At 72.2% G+C, this 15,328-nt stretch carries 21 protein-coding genes and 1 pseudogene; 9 read left to right on the top strand and 13 right to left on the bottom strand.

Annotated features, from left to right (window positions below; translation table 11 throughout):
- The first annotated feature begins 257 nt into the window (after positions 1-257).
- On the top strand, positions 258-902 hold the full coding sequence (locus tag ACIG5E_RS35140) for a DUF1707 domain-containing protein (protein WP_396540602.1): 645 nt from the start codon (positions 258-260) through the stop codon (positions 900-902).
- 32 nt (positions 903-934) lie between these two features.
- Here the strand turns inward: ACIG5E_RS35140 and ACIG5E_RS35135 are convergent, their stop codons facing one another.
- The 4 genes from ACIG5E_RS35135 to ACIG5E_RS35120 all read right to left on the bottom strand — a co-directional run bounded on the left by ACIG5E_RS35135 (position 935) and on the right by ACIG5E_RS35120 (position 5,413).
- Complete coding sequence (locus ACIG5E_RS35135; RefSeq protein WP_396540600.1) at positions 935-2,542, bottom strand: DUF4157 domain-containing protein; 1,608 nt, start codon at positions 2,540-2,542, stop codon at positions 935-937.
- A gap of 218 nt (positions 2,543-2,760) precedes the next feature.
- A complete protein-coding gene (locus tag ACIG5E_RS35130; protein WP_396540598.1) occupies positions 2,761-4,068 on the bottom strand; it encodes an esterase/lipase family protein in 1,308 nt (435 codons plus the stop codon).
- 311 nt (positions 4,069-4,379) lie between these two features.
- Positions 4,380-4,589, bottom strand: a complete 210-nt coding sequence (locus ACIG5E_RS35125; RefSeq protein WP_396540596.1) for a DUF397 domain-containing protein — start codon at positions 4,587-4,589, stop codon at positions 4,380-4,382.
- Positions 4,574-5,413, bottom strand: a complete 840-nt coding sequence (locus ACIG5E_RS35120; RefSeq protein WP_396540594.1) for a Scr1 family TA system antitoxin-like transcriptional regulator — start codon at positions 5,411-5,413, stop codon at positions 4,574-4,576. Before ACIG5E_RS35120 ends, ACIG5E_RS35125 begins: the two co-directional genes overlap by 16 nt.
- 119 nt (positions 5,414-5,532) lie before the next feature.
- On the opposite strand from ACIG5E_RS35120, the gene ACIG5E_RS35115 reads away from it, so the two are divergent.
- The 4 genes from ACIG5E_RS35115 to ACIG5E_RS35100 all read left to right on the top strand — a co-directional run bounded on the left by ACIG5E_RS35115 (position 5,533) and on the right by ACIG5E_RS35100 (position 7,305).
- Positions 5,533-5,733, top strand: coding sequence for a hypothetical protein (locus ACIG5E_RS35115; RefSeq protein ID WP_396540592.1), 201 nt, complete (start codon positions 5,533-5,535; stop codon positions 5,731-5,733).
- Entirely contained in the window at positions 5,730-5,960 is a 231-nt protein-coding gene (locus tag ACIG5E_RS35110; protein ID WP_396540590.1) for a hypothetical protein, read from the top strand. The genes ACIG5E_RS35115 and ACIG5E_RS35110 overlap by 4 nt, the downstream gene beginning before the upstream one ends.
- A gap of 74 nt (positions 5,961-6,034) precedes the next feature.
- Entirely contained in the window at positions 6,035-6,502 is a 468-nt protein-coding gene (locus ACIG5E_RS35105) for an NUDIX domain-containing protein (RefSeq protein ID WP_396540588.1), read from the top strand.
- A 476-nt stretch (positions 6,503-6,978) separates the two neighbouring features.
- The gene (locus ACIG5E_RS35100; RefSeq protein ID WP_396540586.1) at positions 6,979-7,305 is read left to right on the top strand and encodes a hypothetical protein; all 327 of its coding nucleotides are present in this window, start codon (positions 6,979-6,981) and stop codon (positions 7,303-7,305) included.
- A gap of 102 nt (positions 7,306-7,407) precedes the next feature.
- Here the strand turns inward: ACIG5E_RS35100 and ACIG5E_RS35095 are convergent, their stop codons facing one another.
- The 7 genes and pseudogenes from ACIG5E_RS35095 to ACIG5E_RS35065 form a co-directional block, all read right to left on the bottom strand.
- Positions 7,408-8,196, bottom strand: coding sequence for an NAD-dependent epimerase/dehydratase family protein (locus ACIG5E_RS35095; protein ID WP_396540584.1), 789 nt, complete (start codon positions 8,194-8,196; stop codon positions 7,408-7,410).
- A gap of 107 nt (positions 8,197-8,303) precedes the next feature.
- The gene (locus tag ACIG5E_RS35090) at positions 8,304-8,840 is read right to left on the bottom strand and encodes an EF-hand domain-containing protein (RefSeq protein ID WP_396540582.1); all 537 of its coding nucleotides are present in this window, start codon (positions 8,838-8,840) and stop codon (positions 8,304-8,306) included.
- A gap of 49 nt (positions 8,841-8,889) precedes the next feature.
- Positions 8,890-9,453 (bottom strand): hypothetical protein, encoded by a 564-nt coding sequence (locus ACIG5E_RS35085; protein WP_396540580.1) that lies wholly within the window; start codon positions 9,451-9,453, stop codon positions 8,890-8,892.
- 184 nt (positions 9,454-9,637) lie between these two features.
- Entirely contained in the window at positions 9,638-10,126 is a 489-nt protein-coding gene (locus tag ACIG5E_RS35080; protein ID WP_396540578.1) for a hypothetical protein, read from the bottom strand.
- Positions 10,127-10,282: 156 nt separating this feature from the next.
- Positions 10,283-10,564, bottom strand: a complete 282-nt coding sequence (locus tag ACIG5E_RS35075; protein WP_396540576.1) for a hypothetical protein — start codon at positions 10,562-10,564, stop codon at positions 10,283-10,285.
- 163 nt (positions 10,565-10,727) lie between these two features.
- The gene (locus tag ACIG5E_RS35070) at positions 10,728-11,147 is read right to left on the bottom strand and encodes a nuclear transport factor 2 family protein (protein WP_396540574.1); all 420 of its coding nucleotides are present in this window, start codon (positions 11,145-11,147) and stop codon (positions 10,728-10,730) included.
- Between the two features lie 42 nt (positions 11,148-11,189).
- Positions 11,190-11,793, bottom strand: a pseudogene (locus ACIG5E_RS35065) (class I SAM-dependent methyltransferase).
- Positions 11,794-11,982: 189 nt separating this feature from the next.
- On the opposite strand from ACIG5E_RS35065, the gene ACIG5E_RS35060 reads away from it, so the two are divergent.
- The 3 genes from ACIG5E_RS35060 (at position 11,983) to ACIG5E_RS35050 (ending at position 13,762) form a co-directional block, all read left to right on the top strand.
- Positions 11,983-12,264 carry a hypothetical protein gene (locus ACIG5E_RS35060; protein ID WP_396540572.1) on the top strand — a complete coding sequence of 94 codons (282 nt, stop codon included), beginning with the start codon at positions 11,983-11,985 and terminating at the stop codon, positions 12,262-12,264.
- A gap of 84 nt (positions 12,265-12,348) precedes the next feature.
- Positions 12,349-13,077: a dienelactone hydrolase family protein gene (locus tag ACIG5E_RS35055; RefSeq protein WP_396540570.1), complete on the top strand. Its 729-nt coding sequence runs from the start codon at positions 12,349-12,351 to the stop codon at positions 13,075-13,077.
- A gap of 49 nt (positions 13,078-13,126) precedes the next feature.
- Entirely contained in the window at positions 13,127-13,762 is a 636-nt protein-coding gene (locus ACIG5E_RS35050) for a hypothetical protein (RefSeq protein ID WP_396540568.1), read from the top strand.
- A gap of 102 nt (positions 13,763-13,864) precedes the next feature.
- Here ACIG5E_RS35050 and ACIG5E_RS35045 read toward each other — a convergent pair whose 3' ends face one another.
- Both ACIG5E_RS35045 and ACIG5E_RS35040 read right to left on the bottom strand, forming a co-directional pair.
- Positions 13,865-14,314, bottom strand: coding sequence for a MarR family transcriptional regulator (locus ACIG5E_RS35045; protein ID WP_396540566.1), 450 nt, complete (start codon positions 14,312-14,314; stop codon positions 13,865-13,867).
- Entirely contained in the window at positions 14,311-14,796 is a 486-nt protein-coding gene (locus ACIG5E_RS35040; RefSeq protein ID WP_396540564.1) for a MarR family winged helix-turn-helix transcriptional regulator, read from the bottom strand. Before ACIG5E_RS35040 ends, ACIG5E_RS35045 begins: the two co-directional genes overlap by 4 nt.
- A 102-nt stretch (positions 14,797-14,898) precedes the next feature.
- Between ACIG5E_RS35040 and ACIG5E_RS35035 the strand changes: the two genes are divergently transcribed.
- Entirely contained in the window at positions 14,899-15,309 is a 411-nt protein-coding gene (locus ACIG5E_RS35035; RefSeq protein WP_396540562.1) for a PPOX class F420-dependent oxidoreductase, read from the top strand.
- Positions 15,310-15,328 lie beyond the last annotated feature (19 nt).

Below are 15,328 nucleotides of genomic sequence, written 5' to 3'. Positions count from 1 at the left end.
CTGGCACAGCCAGCAGCACGAGCAGCCCGAAACAGCGGAAGCGGAACCTTCTGGACAACACTTCAAGAGAAACTGGCAAAGTCACTCATGAACGCTAAAGATCACTCAACAACACTCAACTGCCCACGGTTCACCACCCCGGCCTGGCGGGAACGCGTAACGCGATATACCGTATCGCGATATAGCGTAAGTTGTGGTCCGTGCGCCGTTGAGCCCATCGCGCGCGGACCATTCGTCGAGTTCGGGGGACGGGAAGCATGCCGGGAGAGATCTCGCCCGCCGGGAGCCGCTCCGGCCACAGCACGCAGCCCGCGCTGCGGGCCTCGCACGCGGACCGGGACCAGGCGGTCGCGGCGCTGAGCATCGCGGCCGGCGACGGCCGGCTGACCGCGGAGGAACTGGACCAGCGGGTCGAGGCCGCCCTGTCGGCGCGCACGCTCGGCGAGCTGACCGACCTCACCGCCGACCTGCCGCCCGTACCGGCCGCGACCGGCGGGGCCGGGCCGGAGCCCAAGGACGTCCTGCGGATCGAGCAGAAGTTCAGCAAGCTGGAGCGCACGGGCCCCTGGGTCCTGCCCCGGCGCCTGGAACTGGCCGCCGAGTGGTGCAGCGTGACACTCGACTTCACCCAGGCCGTGATCACCCAGGACACCCTGCGGATCGACGTCGACATGCAGGGCGGCAACCTGACACTGATCGCCGGCCCCGGCATCGCCGTCGACCCCTACGGCCTCACCCTGGAGTTCTCCAAGGTCCGGGGCCACCACGCCCCGGACCCGCAGGTACCGGCCCGGCTGCGCATCGAGCTGGTCGGCACGAAGAGGTTCGGCCGCGTCGTCGTACGCCGCCCCCGCAGGTGGCTGCCGGGCAAACGCAACACCGCCCTGCCCGCCGGGGACTGATCCGGCCACCGGGGATCGACCCGCCCGCGCGGTCATTGATCGGGCTTGCCCCGCTTGCGCGTGCTGGTGGAGCCCCGGCCCGTACCCCCCGGTCGCTTCCCGGTCGACACGCTCGCCTGCCCCCTGGCGTCGATGGCGCCCCGCAGCCGCTGCTGCGCGCCGGTGATCTGCCCGGCGAGGGCCTGGTCGGTGTGGCCGGTGACGGCGGGGGTGGCGGCGGCCCGGCCGAGCGCGGTGACCGAGTTCTCCAGGTACGCGCGCCAGTAGTCGAGGTGATGGTCCGTGGTGGCCGTCTGGCCGAGGTTGCCGACCAGCTCGTCCGTGTACTGCACGAGGTAGCCGACGGTCTCGCCCAGGTAACCGCTGCTGATCCCTGTGCGGCCCGCGTGTTCCAGCTCCCAGACGTGGGTCTCGATCTCCCGCATCGGCTGCTGGAGCGTGGCGAGGGTCTCCTGGCCGGTGTCGCTTATCACGTCCATGTAGATGTGGGGGTCCGCGCCGTCGGCGGCGTCCTCGTCGGGCATCAGCATGGCCTGGGCGGCGTGGATGAGTTCGTGGCGCAGCGTGCTGTGGATCTCGGCGGGGCCGTAGTCGTCGAACAGGTTCCGGTAGAGCGCCATGGTGACCCGGTCGCCCGAGGTGCCCGTGCTGGTCAGGGCCATGGGCTTGCCCGCCCCCTGGCGGGAGTGCTTGTAGCCGAGGACGAGGTCCTTTGCGTCCAGGGCCGCCTGCAGCTCGGGGTGACCGGAGGAGACCGGCAGCTGGGCGAGGACGTAGCGCAGCAGCGCGTCAAGCGCCGCCTGGCGCACGGCTTTCGAGTCCGTCCCGCTCGCGGCCTTCGCCTGCTGCAGCTGCTCGACCAGGGCGGCGGGCAGTTCGGGAACCGTCTGTGACGGCGTGTCGGCCTCGGGGAGGTCGTCGGACGCGGCGCGCTGCAGGGCGCCGGCGGCCGTGGAACCCGCCGAACGCTGCTGCGGCACGGTGGCGCCGCCCTCCTGGGGCGAGCACAGGGGCCCGGCCATGACCCGGCGCGCGGTGGTCTCCGCCTCGCGCTCGAACCGGTCCGAGGGGTCGCTGACCCGCAGGCCGTTCCCGTGGTCGGTGCCGGCCACGGGGCCGTGCCGCTGCTGGATGACGTGGGTCAGCTCGTGGGCGAGGGTGTGCTTGTCGCCGCCGCCCGCGCCGATGACGACGTGGTTCCCGGAGGTGTAGGCGCGGGCGCCGACCTCGGCCGCGGAGGCGCGGGCGGCGGGGCCGTCGTGGACCCGGACGTCGGAGAAGTCGGCGCCCAGGCGGGCCTCCATCTCCGTGCGGGTCGCCTCCTGCAGGGGGCGGCCCGCGGTGCGCAGGACGTCGTGGACGGTGGAGCGCTGCACGGCGGCGGGCGGCCCGGGAGCCGGGTGCCCGGTGAGGTGGCCGCCGCGGTGCAGCATCTGGAGGACGGCGGCGTTGCCCACGCTGCTCTGCAGGGCGAGCAGTTGCCGGGCGGGTGTCCGGCCGGCGCGGGCCGGTCGGTCGGCGCGGGCCGGTCGGTCGGTGCGGGCCGGTCGGTCGGTGCGGGCCGTGCGGTCGGTGCGGGCCGGTCGGTCGGCGACCGTGTCCCGGCTGCCGTGCCGGCGCTCGCCGTCGTGTGTGCGCATGGGTGTGTCCCCCCGGATTTCTGCCGACGTCCCATGGTCATCCGGCGCGGTGGCGGGGCGGAAGAGCCGTGGGGGCAGTAGTAGGTGCCCGCCCGGGCAGTTCGGACGGTCCCACCCGCGGCGGTTGCGACTCCCGGGCCTCACGGAGGAGGCCGCGTGAACGCGGCGCCGCGCGTGGGAAGTCGGCCCGGCCGACTTCCCACTGCGTGCATCAGGTCTCAGGACAGCCGGTCGAGGATCCACTCGGCGAGGGTGCCCGAGACGTGGCTGTGCTCGGTGTTCTCGGTGGCGAAGGCGACGTCGTCCAGGAGGAAGCGCTCGGGGCTCTGGTCGAGGAGGTTGAGGTTCGGGTCGATGTCCCAGGCGATCGGGTCGAAGTCGACGGCGGCCGCGCTGACCGTCGGGACGAAGGCGCCGCTGCGGTGCTCCTCGCTGATCTTCGCCTTGATCGCGTCCGCGACCATCCCGAAGGAGGCCAGGGCGCCGCCGGGCACCCCGTCCAGGGCCGGGACCTCGGTGGTGGTGGATCGGCGCAGCTCCAGGCCCGCGTGCATGCCGCCGATCCGCTCCTCGGTGCCCCGGTCGGGCTGGAAGCGGGCGGTGGCGCTGGCGATCAGCGCCTGCCAGTCGAAGGCGATCTCGCCGGCGGGCAGCGGGCGGCCGACGCCGTCGCCGCGGCCGTTGGCGACGCCGAGCAGGCGGGGGCGGCGCGGGAAGTTGCCGAGCTCGGCGAGCTCGCGCACGAAGTCCCTGCGCAGCTCGCTGGCGGTGGCGACCCCGCCGGAGTACTTGGCGTCCGGCACCCAGGCCCAGAGCAGCTGCTGGGCGGCGGGGCTGCGGATCAGGTCGGCCTGGGAGGGCTGGCCGGGCTTGGCGGGGGCGAGCTTCTCGAAGAAGTACGCCATCTGCTGGAGGATCAGCGGGATCCAGGCGCCGTTGTGCGGAGAGTCCCAGGACAGGTAGGTGGCGGTCTCGTGGTCGACGCCCTCGTCCTCCAGCTTGGCGAGCGCGTAACGGGTGACGATGCCGCCCATGCTGCCGCCGCCGACGGTCAGCGGCTCGGAGCCGCGGCGCTCGGCGCGGGCGCGGTCGATCGCCTCGATGGCGACCTCGGCGTTGTGCTGGATGTGGGTGTGGCGCTCGTCGAAGCCGATCAGGACGACGTCGTGGCCGCGGGCGAGGAGCTGGTCGAAGAAGCCCGGGCGGCCGCTCTCGTACGGGGCGTTGAAGTGGTTGAAGAGGGCGGGCAGGTCGCTCTTGCCGTAGTTGAAGCCGTCGGCGAAGAGGAACGGCTTCTGGAGGTGGGTGCGGCCGTTGGCGTAGTAGACGGCCGCCTCGCCGGTCGCGCGGGCGCCGTGCAGCGGCCAGGTGGTGTCGGGGACGCGGCCGCCGGTGGCGCTTAGCGGGGTGGTGAAGAGGACGTCGGTGGAGATGCCCGCCGCCAGCTCGGCGAGTTCCTCTGATGTCGGTTCCGCCGCGCTGGTGCGCAGGGAGGTGGAGACGTCGATACGGGGGGTCACTGCCATGATCTACCGCCTCAGTCGGGGTTGGTTCGTGATCGACCGTAACCGTTTGATCACTCACAGCGCCAGACTGGGATCGATATTGGTCGAAAACGACCGGAGTGGACCCATCGGGAGTCGAAGGTGTCGTCCGGAACGGCCGGCCGACGCCCCGTCGGCAGCCCTCGCCGAAGGGGGCGACGGTTCTATGGCGGCGACTACTTCTCGACGGCGATGTCCGCGAAGGTGATGGCGTGCTCGCGGAAGATCGTCCGACTGGTAATGACATGGCCCCGCCGCCCCGGGGGGAGGGGCGGCGGGGCCATGAACTGCGGTCAGCGGGCGCCGAATTCGCCGGTGCGGACGGCGGTGACGAAGGACTGCCAGGCGGTGGCGGAGAAGACGAGGGCGGGGCCGTGGGGGTCCTTGGAGTCGCGGACGGGCATGACGCCGGCGAAGCCGTCGGCGACTTCGACACAGGCGCCGCCGTTCGCGCCGCTGTACGAACTCTTCCGCCAGGAAGCGTCAGTCAGGTCGACATCCACTCAAGATCCCTCCTCGCTGCACGGATGAAAGCCAGCGATTCGGCCCGGCCGAGGGCCTCGATCGCAAGCCGATCGTAGCTGTTGGCCAGTGCGGCAACCGACTTGATATCGCGGTCGATGTAGCCGCGCTGCTCAGTTTCGCCGTAAGCGAGAACTCTGCGGTTGGGCATGGTAAGGAGGTGCGCCATCTGTGTGAACGGCCTGTTCTCGCCGAGGCTGAACGGCGCCACCTGGATGACGACGTTGGGGCGGGCGGACAGCTGCTCAAGGTGGAGCAACTGTTCAACCATGACGTCGCGTCCGCCGACGACTCGCCTGAGGCAGCTCTCGTCCAGCACCACATGGACGAGCGGAGGTGGAGTTCGTTCGAGGACCTGCTGACGGGCAAGCCGGAATGAGATGCGTTCTTCGGCCAGTTCTTGGGTCGAACCGCCTTGCCTGACATCGCCCATCTGAATCGCGGTTGCGTAAGCCCTGGTCTGCAGGAGCCCGGCGACGAGGTTGATCTCGAAGATCCTGATCTGCTCCGCGAGGGCCTCATAGCGCGCGTACTCCGGGAAGCCCTCCAGGATCGCCGCGTTCTTCAGCTGATACCACATCAGCAGCATGGTGCCGCCGGTGTCGAGCGCGATGTCGGCGAGTTCGGCGAGCTTGCGACTCGGGGGCCGGTGCGCAAGTTCGATGTAGGAGAGGTGCGACGCCGAGCACTCAAGGAGTGGCGCCAGCTCCTCCTGGAGGATGCCCCTGGCCTCTCGTGAGTTGCGGAGTTGGATTCCGAAGGGCGCCCAGGGGCTGGACTCGGGGTCAATCTTCTTCTTGTTCATGGCAGTCCCCAACTTCTGACGAGCCCGCAGGCAAGTCGCAGGCTGCTTCCGATCGTAGGCCGCGCTGCGCCACCATGTGCACAGAACGTGAAACTCCGATCGCAGAGAGTTTGACTCCCATGACCCATCCCCAAGTCCCCCGCCTCCACGGCTACGGCGTCCGCTGGGACACCGAGGCCCAGTGCTACCGGGTCCGCAACGAGTCCACCGGCGAGTGGCTCTGCCGGCCCACCGGCGAGCGCAGCGGCTTCTCCTCCTTCAACGAGGCGTTCACGGCCTGGCGCCTGTTCGAGGTCCACAAGCGCCCGGGGGAGCAGTGACGGGCTCCACCCTCTCCCGCGCGACCGCCGAACAGCGCCGCCAGGCCGCCGCCGTACTGGACGACCTCACCACCGTCCTCGCCCTCGGCCGCGTCCACCTCCCCGCCCTCGAAGTCGACTGGGACACCGGCCGCTTGACGTGCGAGTACCTGCTCCACCTCACCGCCCGCCCGCTCGACCTGCTCCGCAAGGGCCTGCGCTACGAGCGCCTCACCTTCGATGACTGAACTCCTCGCCCGCCTCCTCTGGTGGGCCTGCTTCGCCCTGCTGCTCTTCTGCGCCCTGAGGAAGTGAACTCCCCATGCAAGACTCCCGCCTGCTCGCCAAGCCCCCCATCTGCCGGCTCGGCTGCCTCGTCCTGGTGCGCAACCAGCGCGGCGACGTCCTGCTCGTCGACCCCGACTACATGGACGGCCTGATCATGCCCGGCGGCGCGGGCAAGGCCAACGAGGCCCCGCACCGCGCCGCCGCCCGCCACCTCCACGCCCAGACCGGCATCATCGCGCGCCTGACCCACATCGCGGCCGTCGACTACAACCCGGCCGACCGCTACCTGGAGCGCCTGAGCCTGGTCTTCGACGGCGGCACCGTGCGCGACGGCGTCAACCTCAACATCCCCTCGCAGAAGCGCAGCGGCCTGCTCGGCGCCAGCTTCGTCCCCGTGCGCGAACTCCCCGCGCACATGGCCCCCTCCCAGGCCGCCCGCGTCACCGAGGCCCTCACCGGCCGCGCCCTGCCGATCCTCCTCCACGGCCAGCGCCCCGACTGAGAAGACGCTTCATCCGCCCGCCGTCAGGCCTCGCGCGGGTGCTCACCCTGCGCCGGCGAGTGAAACACGAGGGCTGTCACCATCCGCGTGCGGTAGTTGTCACCACAGCCGCCGTTCTGATCTGGACGGACGCCACCCAGGGCCCATCCCCAAGGAGCCACCGTCGTCCGGCGGGCACGGGACGCGGCGCACCCTCCCGCAACAGGCTCCTCAGGTCGGTCGCAGGGACCCGCTACCGGCACGCGCCAGGGCTTGCCGTGCTGTTGCCGCCGTCGAAATTCGCCGAGAAGCCGCCGAAGGCGCCCGCCCGTCAGCCGGCCCGGGGCCCACTGCGGACAGCCGTCCGGGCGGTTCTTCGCGGGTCCATCGGTTCGGGCACTGCCTCCTCCCCCCGCCCACGGGAAGCATGATGCGGGACCGCAGCGGTCCTTCGCCCCGACCATCGGGGCACCGGGGCGGAAGAGGAGGAGTTTCGGATGCGCGCACTCACACGGGTGGGCCGGGCGGCGATGACCGCCGGTATGGCCTTCCTGCTGTTCGCCGGCACGGCGACCAGTGCCCACGCCGCCACCGGGACGTTCCGTTTCGTCTCTCAGGACGGGACCAACGGCGAGATCCTCGACCCGCCCAACGGCCGCTGCCTTCCGATCTTCGACGGGGCCTCGTTCATCGACAACGACACGGACACCCCCGCGTTCCTCTACCGGATCCCCGGGTGTCACGTCCTCTTCGACTCCATGGAGCCCCACACGACGAAGAGCTTCCCCACCAACGGCGGCCCGTTCTTCGTCGAGTTCCTGTAACACCGTGCCGGCCCGGGCCCCCGCCCCGAGGCCGGGGCCCGGCATCCGGGCGGGGCCGCACGCCCTCCGACCGGGCGCCCCGCGGCCCGCCGGCCCCATTGATCAGCGGGTGAAGCGGCCGCCGAGGTAGCGGTACTCCGGGTCGTCGGCGGGCAGTTCGCCCAGCTTCGCGAGCAGCTCCTCGGCGAAGTCCTCGGCGTCGTCCCGGGGCTGGTAGCCGAGCGCCCGGGCCGTCGAAAGGTCCCACCAGGCCCGGGTGTTGGCGGAGATACCGTAGACGATGGTGTGGCCGCTGACCGGGCCGGTGAGCGCTGCGTGCACGAGGCGGGCGCAGTCGCCGGGGCTGAGCCAGGTGCCCAGCGCCCGGATGCCGCCCGGCTCGTCGGCGAAGGAGCCGATGCGCAGCGAGACCGTCTCGATCCCGTGCCGGTCGGCGTACAGCGAGGCCAGGTTCTCGCCGAAGCACTTGGACAGCCCGTAGTAGGTGTCGGGCCGTTGCGGGGTGTCCACCGGCACGATGCCCGCGTCGGCGGGCCGCTCGGTGAAGCCCACCGCATGGTTGCTGCTGGCGTTGACGATCCGCCGCACCCCCGCCGCCCGGGCGGCGTCGAAGAGCCGGTAGGTGCCGTCGATGTTGGCGGCCAGGATGTCGGCGAACGGCGCCTCACCCGGGATCCCGGCCAGATGCACCACGGCGTCGACGCCGTCCATCGCGCCCGCCAGCGCCTCGGCGTCCCGCAGGTCGGCGGTGATCGCCTCGGGTTCGCCGGGCACCGGGAGGCGGTCGAAGCAGCGCAGCCGGTACCCGTAGGCGGGCAGCAACTCCCGCAGGCGGGTGCCGATCCGGCCGGCGGCGCCGGTGAGCAGGACCAGGTGGGGCTGGTTCGCCATCCGCTGTGTCTCCTTGACTTCCTCGCAGGCCCGTCGAACGGTCGGTCGAATCCGATGGCCTGCGAGGATACCTGACGGCAAGCCAGAAACAGCCCGCGGGAGAGGGATCAGTACAGGACGTCGCCCATGGGCGAGCCGTCGCCCGTGACGAACGCGCGGATCGATGCCAGGTACTCCGCGCGGCTGACGCGCCCGTCGCCGTCGCCGTCCAGCGCATCGAACGCCGCATCGGCGTTGTCGGCCCGGTTGCCCAGGGCCTGGCGCAGCGCGGTGAACTGCGAGCGGTCCAGGGCACCGTCCTGGTCGGCGTCGGCGAGGTCGAACAGGGCGCCCAGGGCGTAGCGGCAGACGTTATCGAACTTGTCGGCGTCCACCCAGGCGACGTACTCGTCGTAGGTCATCACGCCGTCGCCGTTGGCGTCCATCGCCGCCCAGGCCCGCTCTCCCGTGGTGAGGGCGGCGGTCACCAGAGGGTCGTCGTGGCCGCGTCCGGTGGCCTGCCGGGCCCGTTCGATGCGGACGAAGTAGTCGTGGCGGGAGGCGACTCCGTCCCCGTCGGTGTCCAGCATCGCGTAGACGCGGGCCTTCGGGGTGGCGGGGGCGCCGGCCGGGGCCGGCTGCGGTGCGGTTCGGGGCTGTGGCATGTCGGGTCTTCCTTCGGGTGCGGGGTGCCGTGCCGGTCGGTGGCGCGGTTCAGCGGGTCAGGCGCAGCACGAGGGTGGAGTCGAGGGTGGTCTCGCCGGCCGGGGTGCCGCAGCCGGCGCCGGAGCTGGTGCCCACCGCGTTGACGGCATCGCCCGCGAAGCGCGCGCTGTCGGCGGTGACGGCGCCGGAGACGACCAGGGAGGCGGTGCCGTTCACCTTCACCACGTCGGTCTTGTCGAAGCGGAGGGTGGAGGTGGTGAGGTCGGCCCAGTGGACGGTCGTCGTCGAGGTGTCCCCGTGTTCGTCGCCGGTGCACTCGGTGGCCGGCATCGTGACCGTGCGCTCGAACGTGCCGGTGGCCAGCGGCGCGCCGGCCGGGTCCACGCACGAGACGGTGCCGGTCATGGCCAGGGTGTTGGGCAGGGGCAGGTTGGTGCCGCCCGGGTCGACCGCGTTGGCGAAGACGCCGTGGGCGTTCAGCACGCAGGTGGCATCGGTGGTGGGCGTGGCGGAACCCGAGCCGGCCGGGGCCGAGGCGCCGGTGAGCAGCGGCACCACGACCAGCAGCGAGGCGGCGGCGGCCAGCGAGGCGCCACGGACGGAGATCTTCATATGGTGTTCTCCAGAGGGGTTCGGTCGTGCGGATGCGCGCGGGCCCGTCCGGCACGATGGCTTCGCGGCCGCGCTGCGCCCATGATCGAGTCGCTTCCCTTCCCCGGCCCCGGTGATGCTGGAATTCACTCTTAAGAGCGCTTCATGACAAGGGAGTTCATTCGTCCAGCCGGAATCCGGACGCTCAGGGAATCTCGGTGACGAACCAGTCCGCCGAGAGCGTGGTGCCGCCGGGCTGGGCGCCGAGGTTTCCGGCCTGCGTCTCGACCAGGTAGAGGTCCTCGTCGCTGAGATCCGACCCGGACCTGAACCGGGAATGGCCGCCGCCCGCGAGGTTCCAGGCGGCCTCCGTGACGCGGCACTGCCCGTAGTTGACGATCCAGCTGTCGCCGATGGCCACGCAGCCGCGGGTGTTCTTCTCCGGGTCGAACGCCGCGACGTTGATCCACGCGCCCTCCGGCCGCAGCTCCCACCGCTGCTCGGGCACCGCCTCGCACGGCTCCAGCCGTACCTGGGTGGTGCCGAAGGTGTGGTGCAGGCAGGTGCCGGTACGGGCGTTGCGCAGCGTGTACGTCTTCGCCGCCGGCTGCGCCGTCGCGCGGGCGGTGGCCGGGAGCAGGAGCACGGCGGCGAGGGCGAACGTTGTCGCCGCGCGCCGGAAACGAACGGGCATGGGATGGCTTTCCGTTGAGGCTCCGCGTGATCCGTTGGTGCAACGCTCAACGATCGACACGGAGTCAGGAAACGAACCGCCGTTTCCCGGGGATACGACAGCGTGGGAAGTCGGCCCGGCCGACTTCCCACGCTGCGGGCCCGCCCCCGGGGCGGACTACTCCATGGGGGCCTTGCGGCAGCCCTCGGCCGCGATGACGGCGGGGACGTAGTCGTCGCGCAGGATCCGGTAACAGGCCTGGAACGCCTCCTTGCCGCCAGCGGCGCCGACCTCGCAGGCGTCCTGTGCGATCTGCTGGTCGACGTTCGGGGCCTTCTCTAGGATGTAGTAGAAGCACCCCTGCGGGGTGGCGCTCGCGGCCGGGGCGAGGGCGACGACACCGCCGAGGGCGAGGGCGAGGGTGCAACCGGCGGCGGCAGCGCGTCGGACCAGCTTCATGGTATGCAAATCCTATCGTTCGGTGCGCAGTTGACGGCCAGCGGAGCATTCTTCGCCCACGAATCCCGGCCCCGCACATGCATACCGGAAGGCCCGCCCCACCCGGCCGGGCGCCGCGCCGACACCCGACCAAGATCACCCCCGAGGCGGGTGCGCGCGGGTCCTACAGCACCTCGGCCGGATCGGCGTGGGCGTGCATGCGCACGACCCGGCCCCCACGGACGGTGAACACGTCCGCCACCCTGATGTCCATCGCGCTGCCGTCGGTGAGGACGCCGTACGCGTGGTGGACGACGACGACCTCCTCACCCCGCCGGTGCGCCACCGGCTCCGAGTGCAGCTCGCGCCACATCGCGAACGAGGCACTCAGGTACGCGTGCACGGCGTCCCGGCCCCGGCGCGCACCCCCGTTGGGGAACTCCTCGGGTTCCACCCACTCCACCTCGGGGTCGAGGTCGGCGACGGCGGCGTCGATGTCACCCCGGGCGTACGCGGCGTACGCGGCGAGCACGAGGGCGACGTCGGGATCGGCGGGATCGGCGGGATCGGCGGGTTCCGCGGGGTCCGCGGCAGAGGAGGTCATGCGAGGCACGCTATCCCGGACACCGCCACCCGGCCGCGCTCGTCACGGGCGACGCGCCAGGAACACCAGCTCCCGCCCCGGCCGGTCGGGCGTGCCGCGTACCTCCTCCACCGCGAAGCCCGCGGCGGCCAGATCCTCCTCGACCTCCTCCCGTCCCCGGAAGCGCAGCGTCGAATCGGAGGTCAGCACCTGCCCGTCCGCGCCGAACACGTACGTCCAGCGGAAGCTCGCGGGTCTCGAACACCAGGTGCCCGCCGGGCCGCAGCGCCTCGCGGGCGGCCCGCAGCGTTCGCCGCCAGGTGTGCGGATCGGCGATCGCCTGGGCGACGTTCGCCGTCATCGTCGCCAGGTCCACCCGCAGCGGCGGCAGGCCCGTCGCGTCGCCGCAGATCCAGCGCACCCGCTCACCGCCCGGCTTGGCGCGGGCGACCTCGATCGACGCCGCGGCCGGATCCACCCCGACCACCTCGATCCCGCGCCCGGCCAGCAGCAGCGCGAACACCCCGGTGCCGCAGCCGATGTCCAGTACCCGGCGCGCCCCGAACCCCTCGGCCAGCCGCAGGTAGGCGTCCAGATCGCCGCGGTCGGGGTCGAGCGGGTCGTAGACCGCGGCGAGCCGTGGATGCCCGAAGCACTCGTCAGCCATGCGAGCGAACGTATCCGGGGCCACGGTCGCACAGCCACCGGATATCCATGCCCGACGGACGGCGCTCAACTGTCCGACTGCCGTCGCCAGTTCGGGGGATTGCGGTATCCGCCCCGGCGCCGACACGATCCTGCGCAGAGGCACCGCCGCCCCCGTCGCGGTGCCGCCCCCGAAGAGGGAGGAGTTCCGATGCGCCGTCAGATCATCGGGGCCGTCATGCTGGCCGCCGCCGGGACGTTCGCGCTCGCCGTGCCCGCCGAGGCGGCGACCGGGCTGCTGGTGGTGAACGGCGTCCCCCATGAGAACCCGCAGCGGGGCTGCCACCCGACCTCCTCGCCGGTCTCCATCCAGAACCACACCAACACGATGGTCCTGGTGCACGCCGCGGCGAACTGCCAGGGCCCGGTGACCGCGGAGGTGAACCCCGGCCAGGCCGCCACCACCTTCGGGGCCAGCTACTTCGTCTTCTGAGCCGGCAGCCGGGCCTGCGGCGCCGCTCTGCCGACGGCGAAGACCGGCCCCCACCGGGCCCGGGTGCCACTACAGTCCGAGCCCATGGCAACCGTCACCACACGCACGGTCGAATACCCCGCCGACGGCCTCACCATGGTCGGACACCTCGCCCTGCCCGCCGGCACCGACCGCCGGCCCGCCGTCCTGATCGGGCCCGAGGGTACCGGCCTCAACGACTTCCAGCGCCGCCGGGCCGACGCCCTCGCCGAACTCGGCTACGTCGCACTGGCCTTCGACATCCACGGCGGGCGCTGGTACACCGACCTCCAGGAGATGCTGGCCCGCTGCCTGCCGCTGCTCGCCGACCCCGAGCGGCTGCGCGGCATCGGCCACGCGGCACTCGGCGTACTGCGCGCCCAGCCGCGCACCGACCCCGAGCGCATCGCGGCCATCGGCTACGGCACCGGCGGCGCCATTGTCCTCGAACTCGGGCGCGACGGCGCCGACTTGAAGGCGATCGGCACCGTCAACGCCCTGACCGCCGGCCGTCCCGGTGAAGCGGCGAACATCCGCTGTCCCGTGTGGGCCGGCGTCGGATCGGAGGACCCGATCATGCCTGCCGCGCAGCGGGACGCCTTCGCCGCCGAGATGCAGGCCGCCGGCGTCGACTGGCGCCTGACCGTCTACGGCGGGGCCCAGCACGCCTTCCACCACCCGCCCGTCGACCAGCCCGTCGTCCCCGGCGTCGCCCACCACCCGCAGCACGCCCGGCGGGCCTGGCGCGACATCCTCGCCCTGCTCGCCGAATGCCTGCCCGTGGAGCCCTGTTGAGGGGAGCAGAGTCGGCCGCCACGCGGGCCGTTCTGCCACACTCGACCGCATGTCCGAACAGCTCCCCGGCGCAGCGCCGAGCGGCGACGCCGACCCCCTGCACGAGTACGCGACGCTTTACCCCGAGGTGGCGGAGGCCGGTTCGGTGCGGGGCGCCCTGCAGGCGGCGGCCGATTGCGCGGGCCACGAGCTCGCGGTCGAGTTGATGTCCTCGGGCTGTTGGCCCCTGGTGGCCGCGAAGGCGCAAGCCGGTGGCCGTGAGGCGACCGTCGTGATGCTGGGCGGCGGTGAGCGCCAGTTCGCGGTCGACTGCTGGGCCAACGGAATCCACATGGCCAGCGGCCGTGCGCAGGACCTCGCCGTGGTCGCCGGCGCGGTGCACGCCTGGGTCCGGGCGGGCGCCGGGGTGCGCGAACTCACCGCGCGCTGGCCCTGCCTGCGGACCTGGGAGCTGGCCGAGGCCAGGACTCCGACTTCCGGGACCTCGTCGAGGCCGCCTACGCCCAGCCGCGGCTCCGGGGCCCCGCCCGCAGGCAGCATCCGCCACCGGGCGGCGATGGTCTCGGCCTCGCCGCGCTCATGGGGAAGGCGATGTACTGGCTCACCCTCAGCCGCCGGGCCGAGCCGCCGATCTGTCACGACCTGCCGAGGACCAGGCCGCTGGGCGGCGGTCGCTTCGCGGTGACCTTCGCCGACGACCGGGTGCGGGTGGCGGACGGCGCGGTGGCGGCCGTCGCGATGCTCCTGGACGGCCTGCCCGACGACGCCGTCCCGCCGGCTCCGGCTCCTACTGCGCCTGTTGCCGGCCCAGTTCGGCGTTCGCCCGCCCGGTGATCAGGGTCAGCACCCGGCCGGCGACGGCGAGGTCCTCGGCCGGGATGCCGTCGTACACGCGGGCGGATATCCCGGCGGTCTCGGCCGTGGTGCTCTCGAACAACTCGATCCCGGCATCGGTGAGTTCGATGAGATCGCCCTGCGCCTGCAGCAGCCGCGCGGCCGTCAGCTGCTCGATGACGGCGTGCACCGCCGCCTCGTCGGCCTTCAGCGATCCGGTGACCTCGGCGACCAGCTCGCCGCGGCCGACGGAGCCGCCCGCGGCGGTGACGGCGCGCAGCGTGACGCTCTGTTCGAACGTGGCGCCGTGGCGGGCCAGGACGCCCTCCAGGAGGGCGCGCCCGGCGTAGTGGGCCAGGGCGATGGTGCGGGGGTTGAGCGCGGGGGAGGCGGTGGTGGTCATGGTTGTCGCTCCTCGTCGTTCTCGGGGTGTGGATCGAGGGGTGGGTCGAGCAGGGTGGCCAGCTGGCGGGTGAACTCCCTTGCGCGCGGGCCGTCCTGGCCGCCGAGAGGTTCCAGCAGCTGGTCCAGCAGGCCCTGGACGACCGTGATCGCCCGGCGGGTGACCTCGCGCCCCTGCCCGGTGAGCGACAGCTGCATGGCGCGCGGATCGTCCGGGTTCCGGGTGCGGGCGACGAGCCCGGCGGCCTCCAGGGTGCGGGAGAGCTTGGAGACGTAGAGGGCTTCGAGGCCGGTGTGGTCGGCGAGTTGGCGCTGACTGGGCCGCTGCCCGGAGCGCGCCATGCCGTACAGCGAGGCCATCAGCGCGTACTGGGCGTGGGTCAGGCCCAGCGGCGCGACCGCCCGGTCGACGGCCACCCGCCATTTCATGGACAAGCGCCAGACCAGGAATCCCGCCGTGGCGCCCTCGGCTGCTGAACTCATGGGGCGATACTGTACATCGCTACTATGTCCATGGCTACTGTTTTTCGACATAGCCTCAGCAGCCTTGACCTCGACCGCACTTGAGCTTTTACTGTCGGCCGCGTGATCTTCACCGAGACAGAACGCCAGTACCTCGCCGCCCGGCCATTGGCCCGGCTGGCCACCACCGGCCCCGACGGCCGCCCGCAGGTGCGCCCGGTGGGCTTCCGGCTCAACGACGACGGCACCATCGACATCGGCGGCCCTGCCATGGCCCGCAGCCAGAAGTACCGCAACGCCCAGGCCCGTCCCGACGTCTGCGTGCTGGTGGACGACATGGCCCCGGCCGACGACCCCGTCGCGGCCGGATGGGGACGCGGCGTCGAGATCAGGGGCCGGGCCGAGGTGCTGAGCGTCGACGTTCCGCCGGTGGCGCCCGAGCGGTTCAGCAAGGACATCATCCGCGTGCATCCCCGCAGGGTCATCACCTGGAACCTGGAGGCCCTGGGCAGCGCCGCCCGCGCCGTCGGGTGACGCGGGCGGCGCTGCGGCG

The organism is Kitasatospora sp. NPDC053057, from assembly GCF_044546945.1.
In the GTDB taxonomy this organism is placed as follows: domain Bacteria; phylum Actinomycetota; class Actinomycetes; order Streptomycetales; family Streptomycetaceae; genus Kitasatospora.
Note: the sequence above shows the minus strand (reverse complement) of the source record. Positions and strands in the feature narration are given on the sequence as shown.

What these genes read in the sequence shown, in the direction of transcription:
- ACIG5E_RS35140 (WP_396540602.1), top strand. Translation starts at nt 258, where the DNA reads ATGCCGGGAGAGATCTCGCCCGCCGGGAGCCGCTCCGGCCACAGCACG.
- ACIG5E_RS35135 (WP_396540600.1), bottom strand. Translation starts at nt 2,542, where the DNA reads ATGCGCACACACGACGGCGAGCGCCGGCACGGCAGCCGGGACACGGTC.
- ACIG5E_RS35130 (WP_396540598.1), bottom strand. Translation starts at nt 4,068, where the DNA reads ATGGCAGTGACCCCCCGTATCGACGTCTCCACCTCCCTGCGCACCAGC.
- ACIG5E_RS35120 (WP_396540594.1), bottom strand. Translation starts at nt 5,413, where the DNA reads ATGAACAAGAAGAAGATTGACCCCGAGTCCAGCCCCTGGGCGCCCTTC.
- ACIG5E_RS35115 (WP_396540592.1), top strand. Translation starts at nt 5,533, where the DNA reads ATGACCCATCCCCAAGTCCCCCGCCTCCACGGCTACGGCGTCCGCTGG.
- ACIG5E_RS35105 (WP_396540588.1), top strand. Translation starts at nt 6,035, where the DNA reads ATGCAAGACTCCCGCCTGCTCGCCAAGCCCCCCATCTGCCGGCTCGGC.
- ACIG5E_RS35100 (WP_396540586.1), top strand. Translation starts at nt 6,979, where the DNA reads ATGCGCGCACTCACACGGGTGGGCCGGGCGGCGATGACCGCCGGTATG.
- ACIG5E_RS35095 (WP_396540584.1), bottom strand. Translation starts at nt 8,196, where the DNA reads ATGGCGAACCAGCCCCACCTGGTCCTGCTCACCGGCGCCGCCGGCCGG.
- ACIG5E_RS35090 (WP_396540582.1), bottom strand. Translation starts at nt 8,840, where the DNA reads ATGCCACAGCCCCGAACCGCACCGCAGCCGGCCCCGGCCGGCGCCCCC.
- ACIG5E_RS35085 (WP_396540580.1), bottom strand. Translation starts at nt 9,453, where the DNA reads ATGAAGATCTCCGTCCGTGGCGCCTCGCTGGCCGCCGCCGCCTCGCTG.
- ACIG5E_RS35080 (WP_396540578.1), bottom strand. Translation starts at nt 10,126, where the DNA reads ATGCCCGTTCGTTTCCGGCGCGCGGCGACAACGTTCGCCCTCGCCGCC.
- ACIG5E_RS35075 (WP_396540576.1), bottom strand. Translation starts at nt 10,564, where the DNA reads ATGAAGCTGGTCCGACGCGCTGCCGCCGCCGGTTGCACCCTCGCCCTC.
- ACIG5E_RS35070 (WP_396540574.1), bottom strand. Translation starts at nt 11,147, where the DNA reads ATGACCTCCTCTGCCGCGGACCCCGCGGAACCCGCCGATCCCGCCGAT.
- ACIG5E_RS35060 (WP_396540572.1), top strand. Translation starts at nt 11,983, where the DNA reads ATGCGCCGTCAGATCATCGGGGCCGTCATGCTGGCCGCCGCCGGGACG.
- ACIG5E_RS35055 (WP_396540570.1), top strand. Translation starts at nt 12,349, where the DNA reads ATGGCAACCGTCACCACACGCACGGTCGAATACCCCGCCGACGGCCTC.
- ACIG5E_RS35050 (WP_396540568.1), top strand. Translation starts at nt 13,127, where the DNA reads ATGTCCGAACAGCTCCCCGGCGCAGCGCCGAGCGGCGACGCCGACCCC.
- ACIG5E_RS35045 (WP_396540566.1), bottom strand. Translation starts at nt 14,314, where the DNA reads ATGACCACCACCGCCTCCCCCGCGCTCAACCCCCGCACCATCGCCCTG.
- ACIG5E_RS35040 (WP_396540564.1), bottom strand. Translation starts at nt 14,796, where the DNA reads ATGAGTTCAGCAGCCGAGGGCGCCACGGCGGGATTCCTGGTCTGGCGC.